Source organism: uncultured Porphyromonas sp. (assembly GCF_938039215.1).
Classification (GTDB): Bacteria; Bacteroidota; Bacteroidia; order Bacteroidales; family Porphyromonadaceae; genus Porphyromonas.
Genome location: NZ_CALHVI010000033.1, coordinates 1 through 16,568, shown reverse-complemented (window position 1 = coordinate 16,568; position 16,568 = coordinate 1). Strand labels below are relative to the sequence as shown.

Here is a 16,568-nt window from a genome sequence, read left to right as displayed (position 1 = left end):
GGGCTTCTCTCTGCTGAACCTAGGGGCTTCGCTCCGCTTCTTTCACCTCATATTCCATCCACGTATCACTTCCACATGCAAGCACTCTACCGCCTAGTGGGCTTTGACCCCTCTCGGCACAAGCTCCGCACTGAGCTCCTCGCAGGGGTCACGACCTTCCTAACGATGAGCTACATCCTAGCGGTCAATCCCGACATCCTTAGCACTACCGGCATGGACAAGGGAGCCGTCTTCACGGCTACGGCTCTAGCCTCTGCCGTCGGGACGTTGCTAATAGCCTTCCTAGCGAAGCTCCCCTTTGCCCAAGCTCCGAGCATGGGGATCAATGCCTTCTTCGCCTTCACGCTCGTCATGGGGATGGGCTACAGCTGGCAGGCTGCACTCTCTGCGGTCTTTGTCGAGGGGATCATCTTCATCCTCCTGACCGCCTTCAATATCCGTGAGCAGATCGTACGCTGTATCCCTAAGAACCTTCGCTTCGCTATCTCAGCTGGGATTGGCTTCTTCATCGCCTTCATAGGACTAAAGAACGCTGGGGTGATCGTGGCTAATGAAGCCACCTTCGTTGCCCTCGGTGCTTTCACCCCCGTCTCTATTCTCGCTGTCATCGGGATCATACTTAGTGGGGTGCTGATGACCCTGCGTGTGCGTGGAGCGCTCTTCTATAGTATCATCGCCTGCACGCTGGTGGGTATTCCTTTGGGTGTGACTCAGATCCCCGATAGCTTCGTGCCTGTCTCTCTGCCTCGCTCGCTAGCACCGACCTTCCTGCAGTTCGACTTCAAGGCGCTGCTGAATATGGATATGGCGCTGACGATTTTCGCCTTGGTCTTCATGGATATCTTCAATACTGTCGGCACGCTTATAGGCGCAGCGGCTAAGACGGAGATGATGGACTCCGAGGGCAATGTCAAGAATATCAAGCAGGCGATGATGGCAGATGCTCTGGCTACCTCTCTGGGTGCTGTCTGCGGGACTTCTACCGTGACGACCTTCGTCGAGAGCAGTGCGGGGATCGCCGAAGGTGGCCGTACGGGTATGACCGCCCTCTCTACGGCGGTGCTCTTCCTGCTTGCCCTCTTCTTCGCTCCGCTCTTCCTCTTGATCCCCTCGGCAGCCACCACGGGTGCGCTGGTGCTCGTCGGGGTGCTGATGCTTAGTTCGATCCAGGACATCGACCTCATGGACATCTCCGAAGCCCTGCCGAGCTTCATCACGGTGCTGACGATGGTCCTCACCTACAACATCGCCGAAGGGATGGCTCTTGGCCTGATCTCCTACACGCTGGTCAAGCTCCTGAGCGGTCAGTATCGTCACGTCTCCATCACCCTCTACATCGTCTCGACGCTCCTCGTGCTCCGCTACATCCTAGCGCTGTAGTTCGGCCGTAGAGCTTCGCTCAAGTCACAAGTCCCCTCACCTTATCCCTTCGCTGGGGATTAGGTGAGGGGGCTTCCTATTATATGCTGAGGAAGTTTCCTCTTTATATATGGAGTAGCAGCCTTCCCGTCCCCAAGACTTCCAGCGCAGGGAAATAAGCCTTCCGAAGAGGAAGGTCTTGAGGCGAGAAGGCGGTCGGTCTCGCTCTCCTTGCTTCACCCCTCTGAAGGTGACCAAATAAAACCTACTGTGGGTCGTCCTTGCGACCCACGGTAGGTCGGTGAGACGACCTACTGTAGGTTTTTTCGGCGACCTACCGTAGGTCGTTTTTGCCCCTCCCAGTCGTCCCCTAGCAAAGGGGTAGGTTCTTCCCCAGCAAAGCCCCCACCATTCGGGAGTGAAAAGCCCCCGTGCTCCGCCCGCCTTCCCCGAGCGCTAAGCAGGAGCACTTCGACAGCGGAGTGACAGCCCTTCGAGTAATGCTCATTCCAAGGGGTGTGCTCCATATAATTAGTGTACCCGCTGAGGGTGTCGGTAGCTTGTCTTTTGTTTTTTTGTATCTTTGTGCGCTGTTTATCAAATAGTACCCCAGCGAGTCTAGAGGATTGACAGAGTCTTATCGCCCAGTACTGGGAGAGTAGTGAGCGCTTTGCCTGTGTCCAATACTTATAGGGTAAGGCCTCCCAAGACGATGTCTCTATACGACAGCTCGCTATTCGTCGAATTCATTAACAACAAGACAGAAGGAATGGACACTTTAAGTTTCAAGACCGTCTCTGCAAACAAGGCTACCGTCACCAAGGAGTGGGTCGTCGTGGATGCAGCAGGAGAGAGCTTGGGTCGTGTATGCTCCAAGATCGCTAAGCTCCTTCGCGGTAAGTACAAGCCCAACTTCACGCCCCACGTAGACTGCGGGGACAACGTGATCGTAATCAACGCCGACAAGGTAGTCCTCACTGGTAAGAAGTGGGACGACCGTGTTTATCTCAAGTTCTCCGGCTACCCCGGTGGTCAGCGTAGCTTCAGCCCTCGCTTCCTCCAGGCAAAGGGTTCGGATCGCCTCTTCCGTAAGGTAGTCAAGGGTATGCTCCCTAAGAACCGCCTCGGTGCTGCTATCCTTGATAACCTCTTCGTCTATGATGGCGCAGAGCACAAGCACGCAGCTCAGCAGCCCCGTCTCGTAGACCTCTCTAAGCTCAAGTAATATACGACGTATGGAATTCATCAATGCCATCGGCCGTCGTAAGGCCGCAGTAGCCCGCGTATATGTAGCAGCAGGTAGCGGGAAGATCACGATCAACAAGCGTGACATCTCTACGTACTTCCCCTCTTCTATCCTCCAGTACATCGTACGCCAGCCTCTGGCTACTCTGGACGCTGTAGAGAAGTACGACATCAAGATCAACCTCAAGGGTGGGGGATTCAAGGGTCAGAGCGAAGCTGCTCGCCTTGCGATCGCTCGTGCTCTCGTGAAGATCAACGAGGAAGACAAGCCAGCACTCCGTGCCGAAGGCTTCCTCACGCGCGACTCTCGTGTCGTCGAACGTAAGAAGCCAGGTCGCCCCAAGGCACGCAAGCGCTTCCAGTTCAGCAAGCGTTAATATCCTTTCTCAGGCTCTTGTGGCCTGAGGGATGTTATTTCGCGTTTAGTATCTAAATTGCTTAGAGCTATGGGCCTCGCCCCAGAAGCAGGCTCGTCCTACCAAGCAGTTGAAAGTAATTCTGTTACACTTTATAGAACGTAAACGAAATCATGTCAAGAGTTTCATTTGACCAACTCATAGAAGCAGGTGCCCACTTCGGTCACCTCACCCGTAAGTGGAATGCAGCTATGGCTCCATATATCTTCATGGAGCGTAACGACATCCACATCATCGACCTTCACAAGACTGTTGTTAAGGTCGACGAAGCAGCAGAAATCGCCAAGGGCCTAGCTAAGGCTGGCAAGAAGATCCTCTTCGTAGCTACGAAGAAGCAGCTCAAGGGCGCTGTCGCTGAACTGGCTAAGGCTGTAGGTATGCCTTACGTCACGGAGCGCTGGCCCGGTGGTATGCTTACCAACTTCGCTACGATCCGCAAGGCCGTCAAGAAGATGACCGAGATCGATAAGATGACTGCTGATGGTACTTTTGATAACCTCTCCAAGCGTGAGAAGCTTCAGATCTCTCGTCAGCGCGCTAAGCTCGAGCTTACGCTGGGCTCTATCGCTGATATGACTAAGCTGCCTAATGCCCTCTTCGTCGTAGACGTAATGAAGGAGCACATCGCAGTAGCCGAAGCACAGCGCCTTGGTATCCCCGTCTTCGCTATTGTGGACACCAATAGCGATCCCACGAATGTCGACTACGTCATCCCTGCTAACGACGACTCTACGGCTGCCGTAGAAGTAATCGTCTCCGCTATCTGTGGCGCTATCTCCGAAGGTCTGCAGGAACGCAAGGCCGAAGGTAAGGGCCAGGAGAAGGCTGAGGGTGAAGGTGGTGCTAAGCTCGTACAGAAGGGCAGCCGCACGCGCCGTAAGGCTGAGGCTACCTCCGAAGAGGCTTAAGCTCCCAGCTTCATACGATCTGTCGACAGCTCCTCTCGGGGAGTAGATCCACAGGATAAGTCCGAGGATGAGCGAGTATCTACTGCTCGTCCTCGGGTCTTATCTACCAATCACAAGAACTCTAACTCAATACAACATACCATCATGAGTAAACTGTTGGAAGACATCAAGAAGCTCCGCGCCCTCACCGGTGCTGGTCTCACCGATGTCAAGAAGGCTATCGAAGAAGCTGCTGGCGACCTCGACAAGGCTATCGAACTCATCCGTAAGCGTGGTCAGGCTATCGCTGCTAAGCGTGGCGACCACGAAGCTGAAGAAGGCTGCATCCTCGCTGCCCACGAAGGAGACTACGCTGTCATGGTAGGCGTCAAGTGCGAAACGGACTTCGTCGCTAAGAACGAAGACTTCATCAAGCTTGTCTCCTCTATCCTCGAAGTAGCTAAGGCTAAGAAGGGTGCTTCTAAGGAAGAACTCCTCGCTGCTCCTATGGCTGACGGCCGTAGCGTACAGGACCACATCACCGAGCGCAGCGGTGTCTCGGGTGAAAAGATGGAACTCGGTGTCTACGAGTTCGTCCAGGGTGCCTTCACTACTTCTTACATCCACCCAGGTAACATGCTCGCTACGATCGTAGCCTTCAACGAAGCTACCGAAGCTCAGGTCGCTCGTGACGTGGCTATGCAGATCGCTGCTATGGCTCCTGTCGGTATCACCGAAGAAGATGTCCCTGCTGATGTCAAGGAGCGTGAGCTCAACCTCGCTCGTGAAAAGGCTCGTGAAGCAGGTAAGCCCGAGAACCTCGTCGATCACATCGCACAGGGTGCTCTGAAGAAGTACTACAAGGAGAATACCCTCCTCGATCAGCTCTTCGTCAAGGACAACAAGCTTACCATCGCTCAGTACCTTCAGGCTCAGAGCAAGAGCCTCACGGTGACTGCCTTCAAGCGTGTGACGCTAAAAGCGGAATAATCTCAAGTACTACGCTTGCCCGCTTAGGGCAGGTCTGCCTGGCCCCCTAACGCTCCCGCGCTAGGGGGCTAGTGCTTTTATCACCTTTTCTCTCATCTATCTGATGCTTCGTTATCGCCTTTACTTCGTTGGGCTCTACCTCTGTGCCCTGCTTTACATCGCTGCTGGAGTCAATCACTTCGTGAATGCCGAGATGTACCTGCGCACGATGCCTCCCTATCTCCCCGCCCACGAAGCGCTCGTTGCCTTGAGTGGGGTCTTCGAGATCGTGCTGGGTGTCGCTCTTGTCCTTCGCCCGAAGTCTCGCTTGCGTGTGTGGGCAGCGTGGGGTATTGTCTTGCTACTCATTGCGGTCTTCCCCGCAAATGTCCAGACCTATCTCAATATGAAGGCTACGGGGGATCCCCGTCTGCCCTTTGCCTTAGTGCGCCTACCTCTCCAGCTCCCCCTCATCGCTTGGGCTTGGGCTTATACGCGCCCGATGCCTCAGCGCCCTAAGAGCCTATAGCTCCTCGCATACACCTCCCGCCTATCCCCATCCCTTCTCCATGCGCAAGATCATACACATCGACATGGATGCCTTCTATGCGTCGGTGGAGCAGCACGATCATCCGGAGCTGCGAGGGAAGCCTATTGCCGTCGGGGGAACGGAGCATCGGGGGGTGGTCTGTGCCGCTAGCTACGAGGCACGGCGCTTCGGTGTGCGCTCGGCGATGACGGGGGCACTGGCTCGAAGGCGCTGTCCTCATATCACGTTCGTTGCCCCACGCTTTGCTCGCTACAAGGAGGTATCCCAAGCCATCCACGCTATCTTCCACGACTATACGGATCTCGTAGAGCCGATCTCGCTGGATGAAGCCTTCCTTGATGTCACAGAGAATAAGATCGGGGAGCCCTTAGCTGTGGAGATAGCCAAGCAGATCCGCCAGCGCATCCGAGGCGAACTTGGGCTCACGGCTTCGGCGGGCGTGTCGTACAATAAGTTCCTCGCTAAGGTGGCCTCCGACGCACGTAAGCCTGATGGGCTCTGCACGGTGCACCCAGATCAAGCCTTGGACTTCATCGCAGCCCTTCCGATAGAAGCCTTCTGGGGTGTGGGGCGGGCAACGGCTAAGCGGATGCACGAGCTCGGTATCTCCACAGGTGCGGATCTGAGGGCACGGACTCTGGAGGAGCTAAGGCGGCGCTTCGGTAAGGCAGGGCAAGTCTTCTATGACTTTGCCCGTGGCATAGATGATCGCCCCGTGGTAAGTGAATGGGTGCGTAAGAGCTTCGGTTGCGAACATACCTTTGACGAAGACTCGGCCGAACCTCTGGAGGTGGAAGCCCGCCTAAGCTTAGTCGCCGAAGAGCTCCAAAGGCGCTTAGAGCGAAAGGGCTTTGCAGGGCGTACCTTGACGCTGAAGGTGAAGTTCTCTGATTTTTCTAGTATTACCCGCTCCACTTCGGATATAGAAGCGATCTCTTCGCTGGAGGACATCCTGCGTCTCGGGCTCAGGCTTCTCCGAGGGCTAGACTACTCGGATCGACCGATCCGTCTCCTCGGGCTCTCCCTCTCCAATCCCCCCGAAGAGCAGCGTCCAGGGATGTGGGTCCCGCAGTGGTTGCCCTTAGTGGATGCCGAGGGACAGCCCATCGTCTTCGATTAGGGGGGAAGCACTCGTAGTTCCGATGAGTAATTAATTCGTACCTTTGCAGGAGAACCCTACGACAGCTGACATGCTGGAGTAGGGTTCGCTATTGTATTTACCTGCGGTATTCGACCGCACTCTAAAGCAACGAGTCTTAGACTCTACCTACAAGACTATGGCATATAACTATATGACACAAGCTGGCTATGACAAGCTCATAGCCGAGATCAATGAACTCGAGTCCGTACAGCGTCCCGAGATCTCCCGCCAGATAGCCGAAGCTCGTGACAAGGGCGACCTATCAGAGAATGCTGAATACGATGCCGCTAAGGAAGCCCAAGGACTCCTCGAGGGTAAGATCGCTCAGCTCAAGGCGCTGGTGAGTAACGCCCGTATCATCGACGAATCCAAGCTCTCTACGGATAGTGTACAGATCCTCAACAAGGTCACCATCCGCAATACCAAGACTGGTGCCGAGCTGACCTACACGCTCGTCTCTGACTCGGAGGCTAACCTCAAGGAGAAGAAGATCTCCGTCAATACCCCCATCGCCAAGGGGCTCATGGGGCGCAAGGTCGGGGATACCGTCGAGGTACAGACCCCTGGTGGTCTCCTACACTTTGAGATCCTCAATATCTCCATTTAGTATGGCTACGCTCTTCACACGCATCATCGAAGGGGAGATCCCTTCGTACAAGGTGGCGGAGGATAGCGAGTTCTACGCCTTCCTCGACATCAACCCCGTACAGCCTGGGCATACGCTTGTCGTACCTCGTCGGGAGGTCGACTATCTCTTCGATCTAGGAGCTGAAGAGCTCGGTCGGATGATGGCCTTTGCGCAAGGTGTGGCGAAGCAGATCCAGTCTGTGACCCACTGCCGTAAGGTCGCCGTCCTCGTCCTAGGTCTCGAGGTGAACCATGCCCACATCCACCTCGTCCCCATCAATACCGAAGGGGATATCGATCTGAAGCACAAGCTCCAGCTCCCTGCTGAGGAGATGGAGCAGATAGCGGCCTCGCTTCGTGCAGCCCGCCCCGAGTGCTAGTGTCTCACCTTATCCGATACTATTAGGAGCCCATTATGCGCATTGCGATCGTCGGGATCGGCTATGTCGGTCTGGTCAGTGCAGCCTGCTTCGCTGATCTAGGAGCTGAGGTCTACTGTGTCGATGTAGACGAGGCGAAGATCGAGCGGCTACGAAGAGGGGAGATCCCCATCTACGAGCCTGGCTTGGATACCTTGGTACGCCGAGGGACAGAGGCTGGGCGTTTGCACTTCAGTACTTCTATTGCGGAAGTCCTCCCCCATGTAGAGATCATCTTCAGTGCCGTCGGTACGCCTCCTGACGAAGACGGATCGGCTGACCTCTCTCATGTGCTCGCTGTCGCCCGAGCTATAGGAGCAGCGATGACGGACTACTGTCTCGTCGTGACCAAGAGTACCGTCCCTGTGGGTACCTTCCGCCGGGTACGTGAAGTCATCGAGCAGGAGCAGCAGAAGCGAGGGGTAGAGATCCCCTTCGATGTGGCATCCAATCCAGAGTTCCTCAAGGAGGGCAATGCTATCGAAGACTTCATGCGCCCAGACCGTGTCGTCGTCGGTGTCGACAGTGATCGTGCCCGAGACTTGATGACGCGGCTCTACAAGCCTATCCTCATCAACAACTTCCGAGTCCTCTTCATGGACATCGCTTCGGCAGAAATGACGAAGTATGCGGCGAACGCTATGCTCGCCACTCGCATCAGCTTCATGAACGAGGTGGCTAACCTATGCGAAGCGGTAGGGGCGAATGTCTCTATGGTGCGCAAGGGCATCGGTAGCGACGCTCGTATAGGGAGCAAGTTCCTCTACGCTGGTTGCGGTTACGGGGGCTCCTGCTTCCCGAAGGATGTGCAAGCCTTCATCCGTACGGCCCACGAGCACGGCTGTCCTATGCGTGTGCTGGAGGCAGTAGAGTCGGTGAATGAGGCGCAGAAGCACGTCCTCTTCGAGAAGTTCGAGCGCTTCTTCTCTGGAGATATACGGGGGCGTAAGGTCGCTGTCTGGGGGCTTGCCTTCAAGCCCGAGACGGATGACATGCGACAGGCTCCCTCGCTCGTCCTCATCGAGGCCCTCTTAGAGGCGGGTTGCGAAGTCGCTGTCTACGACCCCGTGGCGATGACGGAGGCAGAGCGCCATCTAGGGGATCGTGTCCGCTATGCCCGTGATATCTATGACTCGGCGCTGGATGTAGATGCGATCTTCCATGTGACCGAGTGGAAGGCCTTCCGCATGCCTGCTTGGGAGGTGCTCTCACGCTCGGTGCATACGCCCCTTCTGATCGATGGACGCAATGTCTTCGACACGGCTCCCGTAGAGGCGGGCTTTACGCTTCTGCAGATCGGGCAGTGATGTCTGCCCTAGGGAGGCTCCTCTTGCGAAAGAGTAGACCTACCCCTTCCCCCTTCCATTCCCTTAGTATGAAGCTCCCTGCGAAGGGAGCTTTGCATTCCTGATCCATTCTTCTGCATACTCGTTTATGATTTCTGTCGATGGCCTTACCGTAGAGATAGGTGGGGCTCCTCTCTTCTCTGATATTTCCTTCGTCATCAACCCCAAGGATCGCATCGCACTGATGGGCAAGAATGGGGCGGGCAAGAGCACCTTGCTCAAGATCCTCAGCGGCACACGGGAGGCGACCCGAGGCAAGGTCAATGTCCCCTCGGGCGTACGTGTAGCTTATCTCCCCCAGCACCTGCTGACGGAGGACGGGCGCACGGTCTTCGAGGAGGCCGAACAAGCCTTCAGCCACATCCACGAGATGGCGGCACGTATGGAGGAGCTCAACGAGGCACTCAATACCCGCACCGACTATGACAGCCCCGAGTACATGGCGATCATCGAAGAGGTCTCTACGCTCGGCGAGAAGTACTATGCTATAGAGGAGATCAACTACGACAAGCAGGTCGAGCTCACCCTCCTAGGGCTAGGCTTCAAGCGCAGTGACTTCACTCGTCAGACGAGCGAGTTCAGTGGTGGCTGGCGCATGCGCATAGAGCTGGCTAAGCTCCTCCTTCGTCAGCCCGATGTACTTCTCCTTGATGAGCCGACGAACCATCTAGATATTGAGTCGATTCAGTGGCTTGAGGACTTCCTCATCGAGACGGGGCAGACGGTAGTGGTCATCAGTCACGACCGTGCCTTCGTTGACCATATCACGACCCGTACGCTGGAGATCACGATGGGCAAGATCTACGACTACAAGGTCAACTACACCGAGTATCAACGTCTCAGGGCGGAGCGCCGTGAGCAGCAACAGAAGGCCTATGAGGAGCAGCAGAAGTTCATCGCAGAGACGACTGACTTCATCGAGCGCTTCAAGGGAACTTACTCCAAGACCAATCAGGTGCAGAGTCGCGTGCGTATGCTCGAGAAGCTGGAGCTCGTAGAGGTCGACGAGATCGATACCTCCGCCATCCGCCTGCGCTTCCCGCCTGCTCCCCGCTCAGGGAACTACCCCGTCCAGATGTCTGGGGTCGGTAAGGCCTTCGGATCGAAGCAGATCTTCTCGGGGGTAGACCTCACGATCGAACGAGGGGACAAGATCGCCTTCGTCGGCAAGAACGGGGAAGGGAAGAGTACCCTCGTGCGCTGCATCATGAAGGAGCTCGAGCACGAAGGAGAGCTGACGCTGGGGCACAATGTCTCCATCGGCTACTTTGCGCAGAATCAGGCAGCCATCGAAGACGAGACCCGCACGGTATTCCAGACCATCGACGATGTCGCCGAGGGCGAGATCCGCACGAAGATCAAGGACCTTCTGGGGGCATTTATGTTCGGTGGGGAGGCCTCTACGAAGAAGGTCAAGGTACTCAGCGGGGGTGAGCGCACACGCCTTGCCCTGCTGAAGCTCCTCCTCGAGCCCTACAACCTGCTGATCCTCGACGAGCCCACGAACCACCTCGATATGAAGACTAAGGAAGTGCTCAAGCAAGCCCTCCTCAACTACGACGGCACGCTCATCCTCGTCAGTCACGACCGTGACTTCCTCGACGGGCTAGTGAGCAAGGTCTATGAGTTCGGGGGCGGGAAGGTCACCGAGCACCTCGAAGGTATCTATGAGTTCATGCAGCGTAAGAAGCTGGAGAACCTCAAGGAGCTCGAGCGCTCCGCTTCCTAAGCCTCCCGAGAGGCACTACTAGAGATCCCCAAGAGGCGCTACTGTTGCCTCTTGGGGATTTCTAGTAGTGCCTCTTTGCTATTGATCACTCTGCCTATTGCTAGGCAGGGGAGAAAGGGCGGGAAGAGTTCCACCGACGGGGCGATGAAGCCGACCCTTGGGCTGGGGGAGGGGGGAGGCTTTCCCCTCTTCTGATTACCTTTGCCCCCAATTAAGACACAGCAGGGTGCTTACCATGACCCTGCCCTAACACGTATATGATGAAGAAAACACTACTGAGCCTCGTGGCTCTCCTCATGACGACCCTCTGCTATGCTCAGGATCTCCCTCAAGCTACCCTTAGAGATCTCAACGGCAAGCCCGTCAAGACATCCACCTTCCTCCAGTCGGGCAAGCCCATCATCTTGAGCTTCTTCGGTACGTGGTGCAAGCCCTGCCTCCGTGAGCTCGACGCTGTCCAAGAGGTCTACGCTGACTGGCAGGCTGAGACGGGTGTCACCCTCTACGCTGTCAGCATCGACGAGGGTGCCGATGTGCAGAAGGTGCGCCCCACGGTCCATGCACATGGCTGGGAGTTCGTCGTCCTCACCGATACCAACTCCGACCTCAAGCGGATGATGAATGTCTCGGCTGTCCCCGCCCTCTTCATCTTCGACGGCTCGGGTAAGCTGCTGGACCGACGCACGGGCTATGTAGAGGGGAGCGAAGGTCAGATCCTCCAAGTCCTACGTGAGGCTGTGGCCTCGAGCCCCAAGAAGTAGCCTTGCCTTGATGAGCATGAAGACACGACTCCTTTTCTTATTCCCGCTTTCCCTCACCCTGATCTCCCCCTTGGGTGCTCCCTCCCTCTCCGCTTCTACTCGCTACGAGGAGGAGACAAAGGGCGATCATCGCTGGACGACGAACTTCTCCCTGCAGACTGACTGGCATCTAGCTGAGAAGAAGCAGGGGGCTTCAAGCCCGCTCTCGGGCATGACCTACCTCGATGGGGTACTTCGTAGCAAGCTTCTTGAGGTGGGCTTGCGCCTAGAGGAGAAGCAGCTTCCCTTGCCTGGCAGGGAGGAGGAGAAAGGCTGGGGACTTCCCTTCTTCTACCTCAGAGGCCGCTATGCGGGCGTGGATCTTACGCTGGGGGACATCTATGAGCAGTTCGGTAGCGGTCTGCTCTTCCGTTCCTACGAAGACCGCTTCCTCGGCTTGGACAATGCTGTGCGAGGCGCTCGCCTCAATTATACTTATGGGGAGCTCCTTCGCCTGAAGAGTCTGGCTGGGCAGCAGCGCCACTTCTTCGATCGTGGCACACGGCTCTTTGCCCGAGATCGAGGCTACCTCGCTGGGGGCGACCTTGAGCTAAGTCTGGAGCAGCTCTTGCCCAGCCTACGGGAGCGTGGGGGAAGTCTCCAGCTCGGAGCAGGCTACCTCTACAAGCACGAGGCGGAGGACGAACTAGCCAGCCAGCGTGGAGGGCTCATCTATGAGCTTCGCCAGCCCGTGGGCACTTCTGCTTGGGCTACCCGAGGTGGGCTCAGCCTGCCCTCCTTCAGCCTCCAGCTGGAGTATGCGCACAAGGACTACGACCCCAACCGAACCAATGGCTTCATCTTCCGCTCGGGATCGGCAGCGATGCTCACCGCTTCCTACCTCTGGGGCAAGAGTAGCCTCTTCGTAGGGGCTCGACGGAGTGAGAACTTTGACTTCCGCTCCGATCGCCTTGCCGAGGGCAACGCTCTGCGCCTCAACTTCCTCCAGCCCTTCACTAAGCAACAGACCTATATCCTCGCCGCTCTCTATCCCTACGCTACGCAGGCCAATGGGGAGTGGACCTTTCAGGGCTCGCTTGATACCTCCATCGCCGATCGTACGGGGAAGGGACGGGCTCGGCGAACGAACCTCAAGTTCTACGGCTCGCTCGCTATGGGGCTTCAGAAGTCTTGGCTAGTACCCGAGGGGGCGACCAACCCCTTAGCCCCTCAGCTCATGGGGAGCGATGGCTATACTTCGGACTTCTTCGGGATGAAGGACCTCCTCTTCCGTGAGGTAGGGGTCGAAGTCTCCCGTAAGGTCTCCCCCAGCTATAGCTTTGTAGCGAGCTACATCAACCAAGCCTACAACCAGCGTCTCATCGAGGGGCATGCCACCCGAGGAGACATCGTCCATTCCAACATCTTCATATATGATGGGCGACACCGCCTCTCTCGCAAGGTGACTCTGCGCACCGAGCTTCAGTACCTCCAGACACGCCAGGCCGAAGGGGATTGGCTCTACGGGGGAGTCGAATGCTCCATCCTGCCCCACTTCATCGTCTCGGCAAGCGATCTGTGGAATGTGGGCACTTCGGGCTCCCACTATTATATGCTTGCTGCCTCGGGGAGCTGGACCCGCCACAGTGTGCGCCTCTCCTACGGCCGTACCCGTGCTGGGATCAATTGCTCGGGCGGGATCTGTCGCTTCATGCCCGAGACCCACGGCCTCTTCCTCTCTTATCACGTGACCTTATAGTATGTACCGCATTTATTTCTTCCTCTTCAGTTTGCTTCTTCTGGCTAGCTGCGCCAAGGCTCCAGCGGAGTCGGATCGCTGGCGACATCGGGGCACGGAGTCGGGGACAACGACCACCCATCAGATCCTGCTAGAGAAGTACACAGGGCAGGAGTGTGTGAATTGCCCCACGGCAGCTTCGCTCCTCGAGGGGCTTCAAGCCTCCCACCCCGATCGCCTCATCGTCGTCTCCATGCACGCCGCCCACACGGGGCAGACGCTCCCCGAACTTCGTTCCTCCGTGGCAGATAGCTATGCGAAGGCCTTCCGTATCCAACGGGCGATCCCTGGCATCATGCTCGATCGTCGTCCCTTCTCCAGCGGGGAGATGTATTCGACTTCCTCCGCCCGCTGGACCACCGAGATCCTGAGCGCCCTCAAGACACCTGCCGAGCTGGCCCTTAGCCTAGAGGTACAGTCTGCCGAGGAGGGGAAGGCTTGGACATGCCGTGTCGAGGCCAAGCCTACCGCCTCAGCTCCTTCACCATCGGGGAGCTACCGCCTCACCCTCTGGCTCGTCGAGGATGTTATCGCTCCCCAGCAGACGGCGAGCGGGACGAATGCCACCTTCCTCCACCACAATGTCCTTCGGAGCGAACTGGCGAAGGTCTCCCTTGAGCTGGGCAAGTCCTTCAGCCAAACCTTCGCTATCCCCTCCGAACTAAAAGACAAGACGAAGGCTAAGATCATCGCCTTCGTCTCCGATGCGAAGACCGAGCGTGTCCTCGAGGCTCGCCTTCGCCCCGTCCCCGAAGCCTCCTCTTCCCAGCCCGAGAAGCCCAAGGATCCCAGCGAGGACCAACCCGAGACCGAGGTGAAGGAGCCGACCTTCGTCGATGCCTCCACCAGCAAGCCTATTCCTTCGGGCTCGCTTATCGCTTGTCAGCCTGAGCGCCCCTTGGAACTCCTTGACGGGATCGCCGAGATCGCTTCGCCCTATGTTCGTCTCCTCCTCCCCAAGGGACAGCAGGGCCCCTTCGATGTCGAGGTGCAGGCCACAAGCAGTGGAGTAGGGAAGGAGTCCCATGGCCTCCGTGGTATCTGCCTCGAGTCCTGCCGTACGCTGGAGACCCTCTCCCCTTCCTACACCCTCAAGGGCTACAAGCCTCAGTCCACCGACCTCATCGGGATACACTACGGGGTGAAGCAGGCCTTCGCCCGCAAGGTGGGTACGTATGAGGTGAAGCTCTATCTGAAGCAGTCGGGTAAGACGCTCACTTCTCTTACCTATCGCTTCACTATCACGGCCAAGGACTTCGCCAAAGAGCCCGAACCTCCGGTAGAGCCTAAGCCCCCCACGCCCGAGCCTAAGCCTGACCCCATCCCCGATCCTACACCTCCTGTGGGGAACGATGATATCCCCGAGGCGCAGAAGACCCATGTCGTCGCCTTCGACTTCACGGGGCAGTATTGTGGCTATTGCGCTGCTGCTCTCAATAGTGTAGCTAGGGCAAAGCGCACCCTCGGAGAGTACTTCCTCCCCGTAGCTCTCCAGTCTCGTGGCTATAACAAGGGCAATGCTCTTCTCTCGGAGGACTTCTATATGTATCACGGGCTCTACAAGCCTAGTGGCTATCCGAATATCTTCATAGGGAACAATAAGGAGAAGGTCTACCATGCTTACCTCGAAGGGCATGCCCGTCGTCTGATTGCCGAGAAGCCTCAAGCGAAGATCCGCTTCTCAGCCACCAACACCGCCGAGCAGGTCACTGTCCACTTCAAGGCGCTCCCCAACAACGGGATGACTCCTCCCTCGGATGTGCGGGTGCTCTTCCTCCTCGTGCAGAATAATATGGTCGCCTTCCAGATCAATATGTCCAATACCTACAGCCACCAGCATGTCCTCCGCCGAGGGCTCAATAATAGGTGGGAGAATCATGGCTCATCTCAATGGGTCTGGGGCGATACCTATAGATATGGGGCAGACTTCACCGCGACCTTCCATCTAGAGCAGGCTCGCTACTCTGGCTCTATGGACATCGTGCCCAAGGACTGCGAGGTGATCGCCATCCTCCTAGACGCTACAACGAAGAAGTTCGTCAATGCAGCTTCTGTCCACCTGAAGTAGCTCCACCCTCTATATAAGCACTGCCCGCTGCTCGCCCCTAATAATAGGGAAGCGACCAGCGGGCAGCCTTTTTTGTGTGAGTAAGAGTTGTGTTTCTTCGCCCGATAGATTACTGCAGCCCCTCACGGTAGATTACTTAACCCTCTCATGATAGATTACTACTCCCCCTTACGATAGATTACAGCTCCCTTTAGAGATGTACTATTGTTCCCTCCCTAGAGATAATCCCTTATCCCATCCTTAGAAGGTGCAACTTCTTCCTGCGAAACACCATCACGTCCTCCTTGGAGGTCGTACTCCTTCCCCTCCATAAGTACTCTTACCCCCTCGATGGAGGCTCAGTCGAACTTCAGAGTATCTCCTCTCGCTCCCTCCATTCGATCACCTTCGAAGATTTTGCGAAATTTTTTCTGTCGCTGTAACCTCCTCGTAATCGGTCAAATGTTATCAACTCAAGTGGTGCTTCCTAAAAGTTTTTTCTAGGAAGATTTGGTTGGTATTGTTTTTTCGTCTTATCTTTGCAACCGCAAACGAGAAACGGCGGCCAGGACGGACAGCGAGCGAGCTAGACGGGCTGAAAGAAAATCCTCGGTAGCGTAACTTCTTTAAGGGCTGACTGCTCTTGATTAAGGCTTAGAAGTGGACGACTTCGGTTAGAAGCTTCACTAGCGATCATTGACATACTTGATAAAAACAAACGAGAAAACAACGTAGAGCATATATAATAAGTTAGTATACAACCTGCGTATTTCCGGTAGTAATGCTGGGGTACGTTAGGCGCAAAAACAGATAAGGGCAGACGGTGGATGCCTAGGCTCTCGGAGGCGACGAAGGACGTGATAAGCTGCGATAAGCTACGGGGATCGGCACATACGATTTGATCCGTAGATTTCCGAATGGGGCAACCCGGCATGTTGAAGACATGTCACACTGCAGAGCAGTGGGCGAACGTGGGGAACTGAAACATCTAAGTACCCATAGGAGAAGAAAACAAAAGTGATTCCCTTAGTAGTGGCGAGCGAACGGGGATTAGCCCAAACCATCTTTGTTTCGGCAAAGGTGGGGTTGTAGGACCTCGATATAGGAAGACAAGATTAGGAGAACGGTCTGGAAAGGCCGGCCATAGAGCATGAAAGCTGTGTATCCGAAAATCTTCGTTTGACTTAGAGGTATCCTGAGTAGCGCGGGACACGTGAAATCCTGTGTGAATCTGCGGGGCCCATCCCGTAAGGCTAAATACTCCCGAGAGACCGATAGTGAACCAGTACCGTGAG

General features: G+C 56.2%; 14 protein-coding genes and 1 rRNA gene. All 15 read left to right on the top strand.

The window, feature by feature from the left end:
* Positions 1-75: 75 nt before the first annotated feature.
* Positions 76-1,380: an NCS2 family permease gene (locus Q0336_RS04825; RefSeq protein ID WP_298526228.1), complete on the top strand. Its 1,305-nt coding sequence runs from the start codon at positions 76-78 to the stop codon at positions 1,378-1,380.
* A gap of 748 nt (positions 1,381-2,128) precedes the next feature.
* Positions 2,129-2,584, top strand: coding sequence for a 50S ribosomal protein L13 (gene rplM / locus Q0336_RS04820; protein WP_298526226.1), 456 nt, complete (start codon positions 2,129-2,131; stop codon positions 2,582-2,584).
* 10 nt (positions 2,585-2,594) lie between these two features.
* The gene (gene rpsI, locus Q0336_RS04815) at positions 2,595-2,981 is read left to right on the top strand and encodes a 30S ribosomal protein S9 (protein ID WP_298526224.1); all 387 of its coding nucleotides are present in this window, start codon (positions 2,595-2,597) and stop codon (positions 2,979-2,981) included.
* A 152-nt stretch (positions 2,982-3,133) separates the two neighbouring features.
* Complete coding sequence (rpsB, locus tag Q0336_RS04810) at positions 3,134-3,928, top strand: 30S ribosomal protein S2 (protein WP_298526222.1); 795 nt, start codon at positions 3,134-3,136, stop codon at positions 3,926-3,928.
* Positions 3,929-4,072: 144 nt separating this feature from the next.
* A complete protein-coding gene (gene tsf, locus Q0336_RS04805) occupies positions 4,073-4,897 on the top strand; it encodes a translation elongation factor Ts (RefSeq protein ID WP_298526220.1) in 825 nt (274 codons plus the stop codon).
* A 103-nt stretch (positions 4,898-5,000) separates the two neighbouring features.
* The gene (locus tag Q0336_RS04800; RefSeq protein WP_298526218.1) at positions 5,001-5,405 is read left to right on the top strand and encodes a DoxX family protein; all 405 of its coding nucleotides are present in this window, start codon (positions 5,001-5,003) and stop codon (positions 5,403-5,405) included.
* 40 nt (positions 5,406-5,445) lie between these two features.
* Entirely contained in the window at positions 5,446-6,546 is a 1,101-nt protein-coding gene (dinB, locus tag Q0336_RS04795; RefSeq protein ID WP_298526216.1) for a DNA polymerase IV, read from the top strand.
* Between the two features lie 157 nt (positions 6,547-6,703).
* The gene (gene greA, locus Q0336_RS04790; protein WP_296956437.1) at positions 6,704-7,174 is read left to right on the top strand and encodes a transcription elongation factor GreA; all 471 of its coding nucleotides are present in this window, start codon (positions 6,704-6,706) and stop codon (positions 7,172-7,174) included.
* Position 7,175: 1 nt separating this feature from the next.
* Entirely contained in the window at positions 7,176-7,574 is a 399-nt protein-coding gene (locus Q0336_RS04785; protein WP_298526215.1) for an HIT family protein, read from the top strand.
* A 35-nt stretch (positions 7,575-7,609) separates the two neighbouring features.
* Positions 7,610-8,920, top strand: coding sequence for a UDP-glucose/GDP-mannose dehydrogenase family protein (locus Q0336_RS04780; protein ID WP_298526213.1), 1,311 nt, complete (start codon positions 7,610-7,612; stop codon positions 8,918-8,920).
* A 127-nt stretch (positions 8,921-9,047) separates the two neighbouring features.
* The gene (locus Q0336_RS04775; protein ID WP_298526211.1) at positions 9,048-10,688 is read left to right on the top strand and encodes an ABC-F family ATP-binding cassette domain-containing protein; all 1,641 of its coding nucleotides are present in this window, start codon (positions 9,048-9,050) and stop codon (positions 10,686-10,688) included.
* A gap of 257 nt (positions 10,689-10,945) precedes the next feature.
* Complete coding sequence (locus tag Q0336_RS04770; protein ID WP_366139527.1) at positions 10,946-11,449, top strand: TlpA disulfide reductase family protein; 504 nt, start codon at positions 10,946-10,948, stop codon at positions 11,447-11,449.
* Positions 11,450-11,465: 16 nt separating this feature from the next.
* Positions 11,466-13,187, top strand: coding sequence for a DUF6029 family protein (locus tag Q0336_RS04765; protein ID WP_298526209.1), 1,722 nt, complete (start codon positions 11,466-11,468; stop codon positions 13,185-13,187).
* 1 nt (position 13,188) lies between these two features.
* Positions 13,189-15,294 (top strand): Omp28-related outer membrane protein, encoded by a 2,106-nt coding sequence (locus Q0336_RS04760; RefSeq protein WP_298526207.1) that lies wholly within the window; start codon positions 13,189-13,191, stop codon positions 15,292-15,294.
* A 779-nt stretch (positions 15,295-16,073) separates the two neighbouring features.
* Positions 16,074-16,568 (top strand): 23S ribosomal RNA (locus tag Q0336_RS04755); the annotation flags it as partial.

Bases quoted from the DNA above. Each gene is read 5' to 3' on its own strand.
- rpsB (WP_298526222.1), top strand. From the start codon at position 3,134: ATGTCAAGAGTTTCATTTGACCAACTCATAGAAGCAGGTGCCCACTTC.
- Q0336_RS04825 (WP_298526228.1), top strand. From the start codon at position 76: ATGCAAGCACTCTACCGCCTAGTGGGCTTTGACCCCTCTCGGCACAAG.
- Q0336_RS04800 (WP_298526218.1), top strand. From the start codon at position 5,001: ATGCTTCGTTATCGCCTTTACTTCGTTGGGCTCTACCTCTGTGCCCTG.
- rplM (WP_298526226.1), top strand. From the start codon at position 2,129: ATGGACACTTTAAGTTTCAAGACCGTCTCTGCAAACAAGGCTACCGTC.
- dinB (WP_298526216.1), top strand. From the start codon at position 5,446: ATGCGCAAGATCATACACATCGACATGGATGCCTTCTATGCGTCGGTG.
- rpsI (WP_298526224.1), top strand. From the start codon at position 2,595: ATGGAATTCATCAATGCCATCGGCCGTCGTAAGGCCGCAGTAGCCCGC.
- Q0336_RS04780 (WP_298526213.1), top strand. From the start codon at position 7,610: ATGCGCATTGCGATCGTCGGGATCGGCTATGTCGGTCTGGTCAGTGCA.
- Q0336_RS04770 (WP_366139527.1), top strand. From the start codon at position 10,946: ATGATGAAGAAAACACTACTGAGCCTCGTGGCTCTCCTCATGACGACC.
- tsf (WP_298526220.1), top strand. From the start codon at position 4,073: ATGAGTAAACTGTTGGAAGACATCAAGAAGCTCCGCGCCCTCACCGGT.
- Q0336_RS04775 (WP_298526211.1), top strand. From the start codon at position 9,048: ATGATTTCTGTCGATGGCCTTACCGTAGAGATAGGTGGGGCTCCTCTC.
- Q0336_RS04765 (WP_298526209.1), top strand. From the start codon at position 11,466: ATGAAGACACGACTCCTTTTCTTATTCCCGCTTTCCCTCACCCTGATC.
- Q0336_RS04785 (WP_298526215.1), top strand. From the start codon at position 7,176: ATGGCTACGCTCTTCACACGCATCATCGAAGGGGAGATCCCTTCGTAC.
- Q0336_RS04760 (WP_298526207.1), top strand. From the start codon at position 13,189: ATGTACCGCATTTATTTCTTCCTCTTCAGTTTGCTTCTTCTGGCTAGC.
- greA (WP_296956437.1), top strand. From the start codon at position 6,704: ATGGCATATAACTATATGACACAAGCTGGCTATGACAAGCTCATAGCC.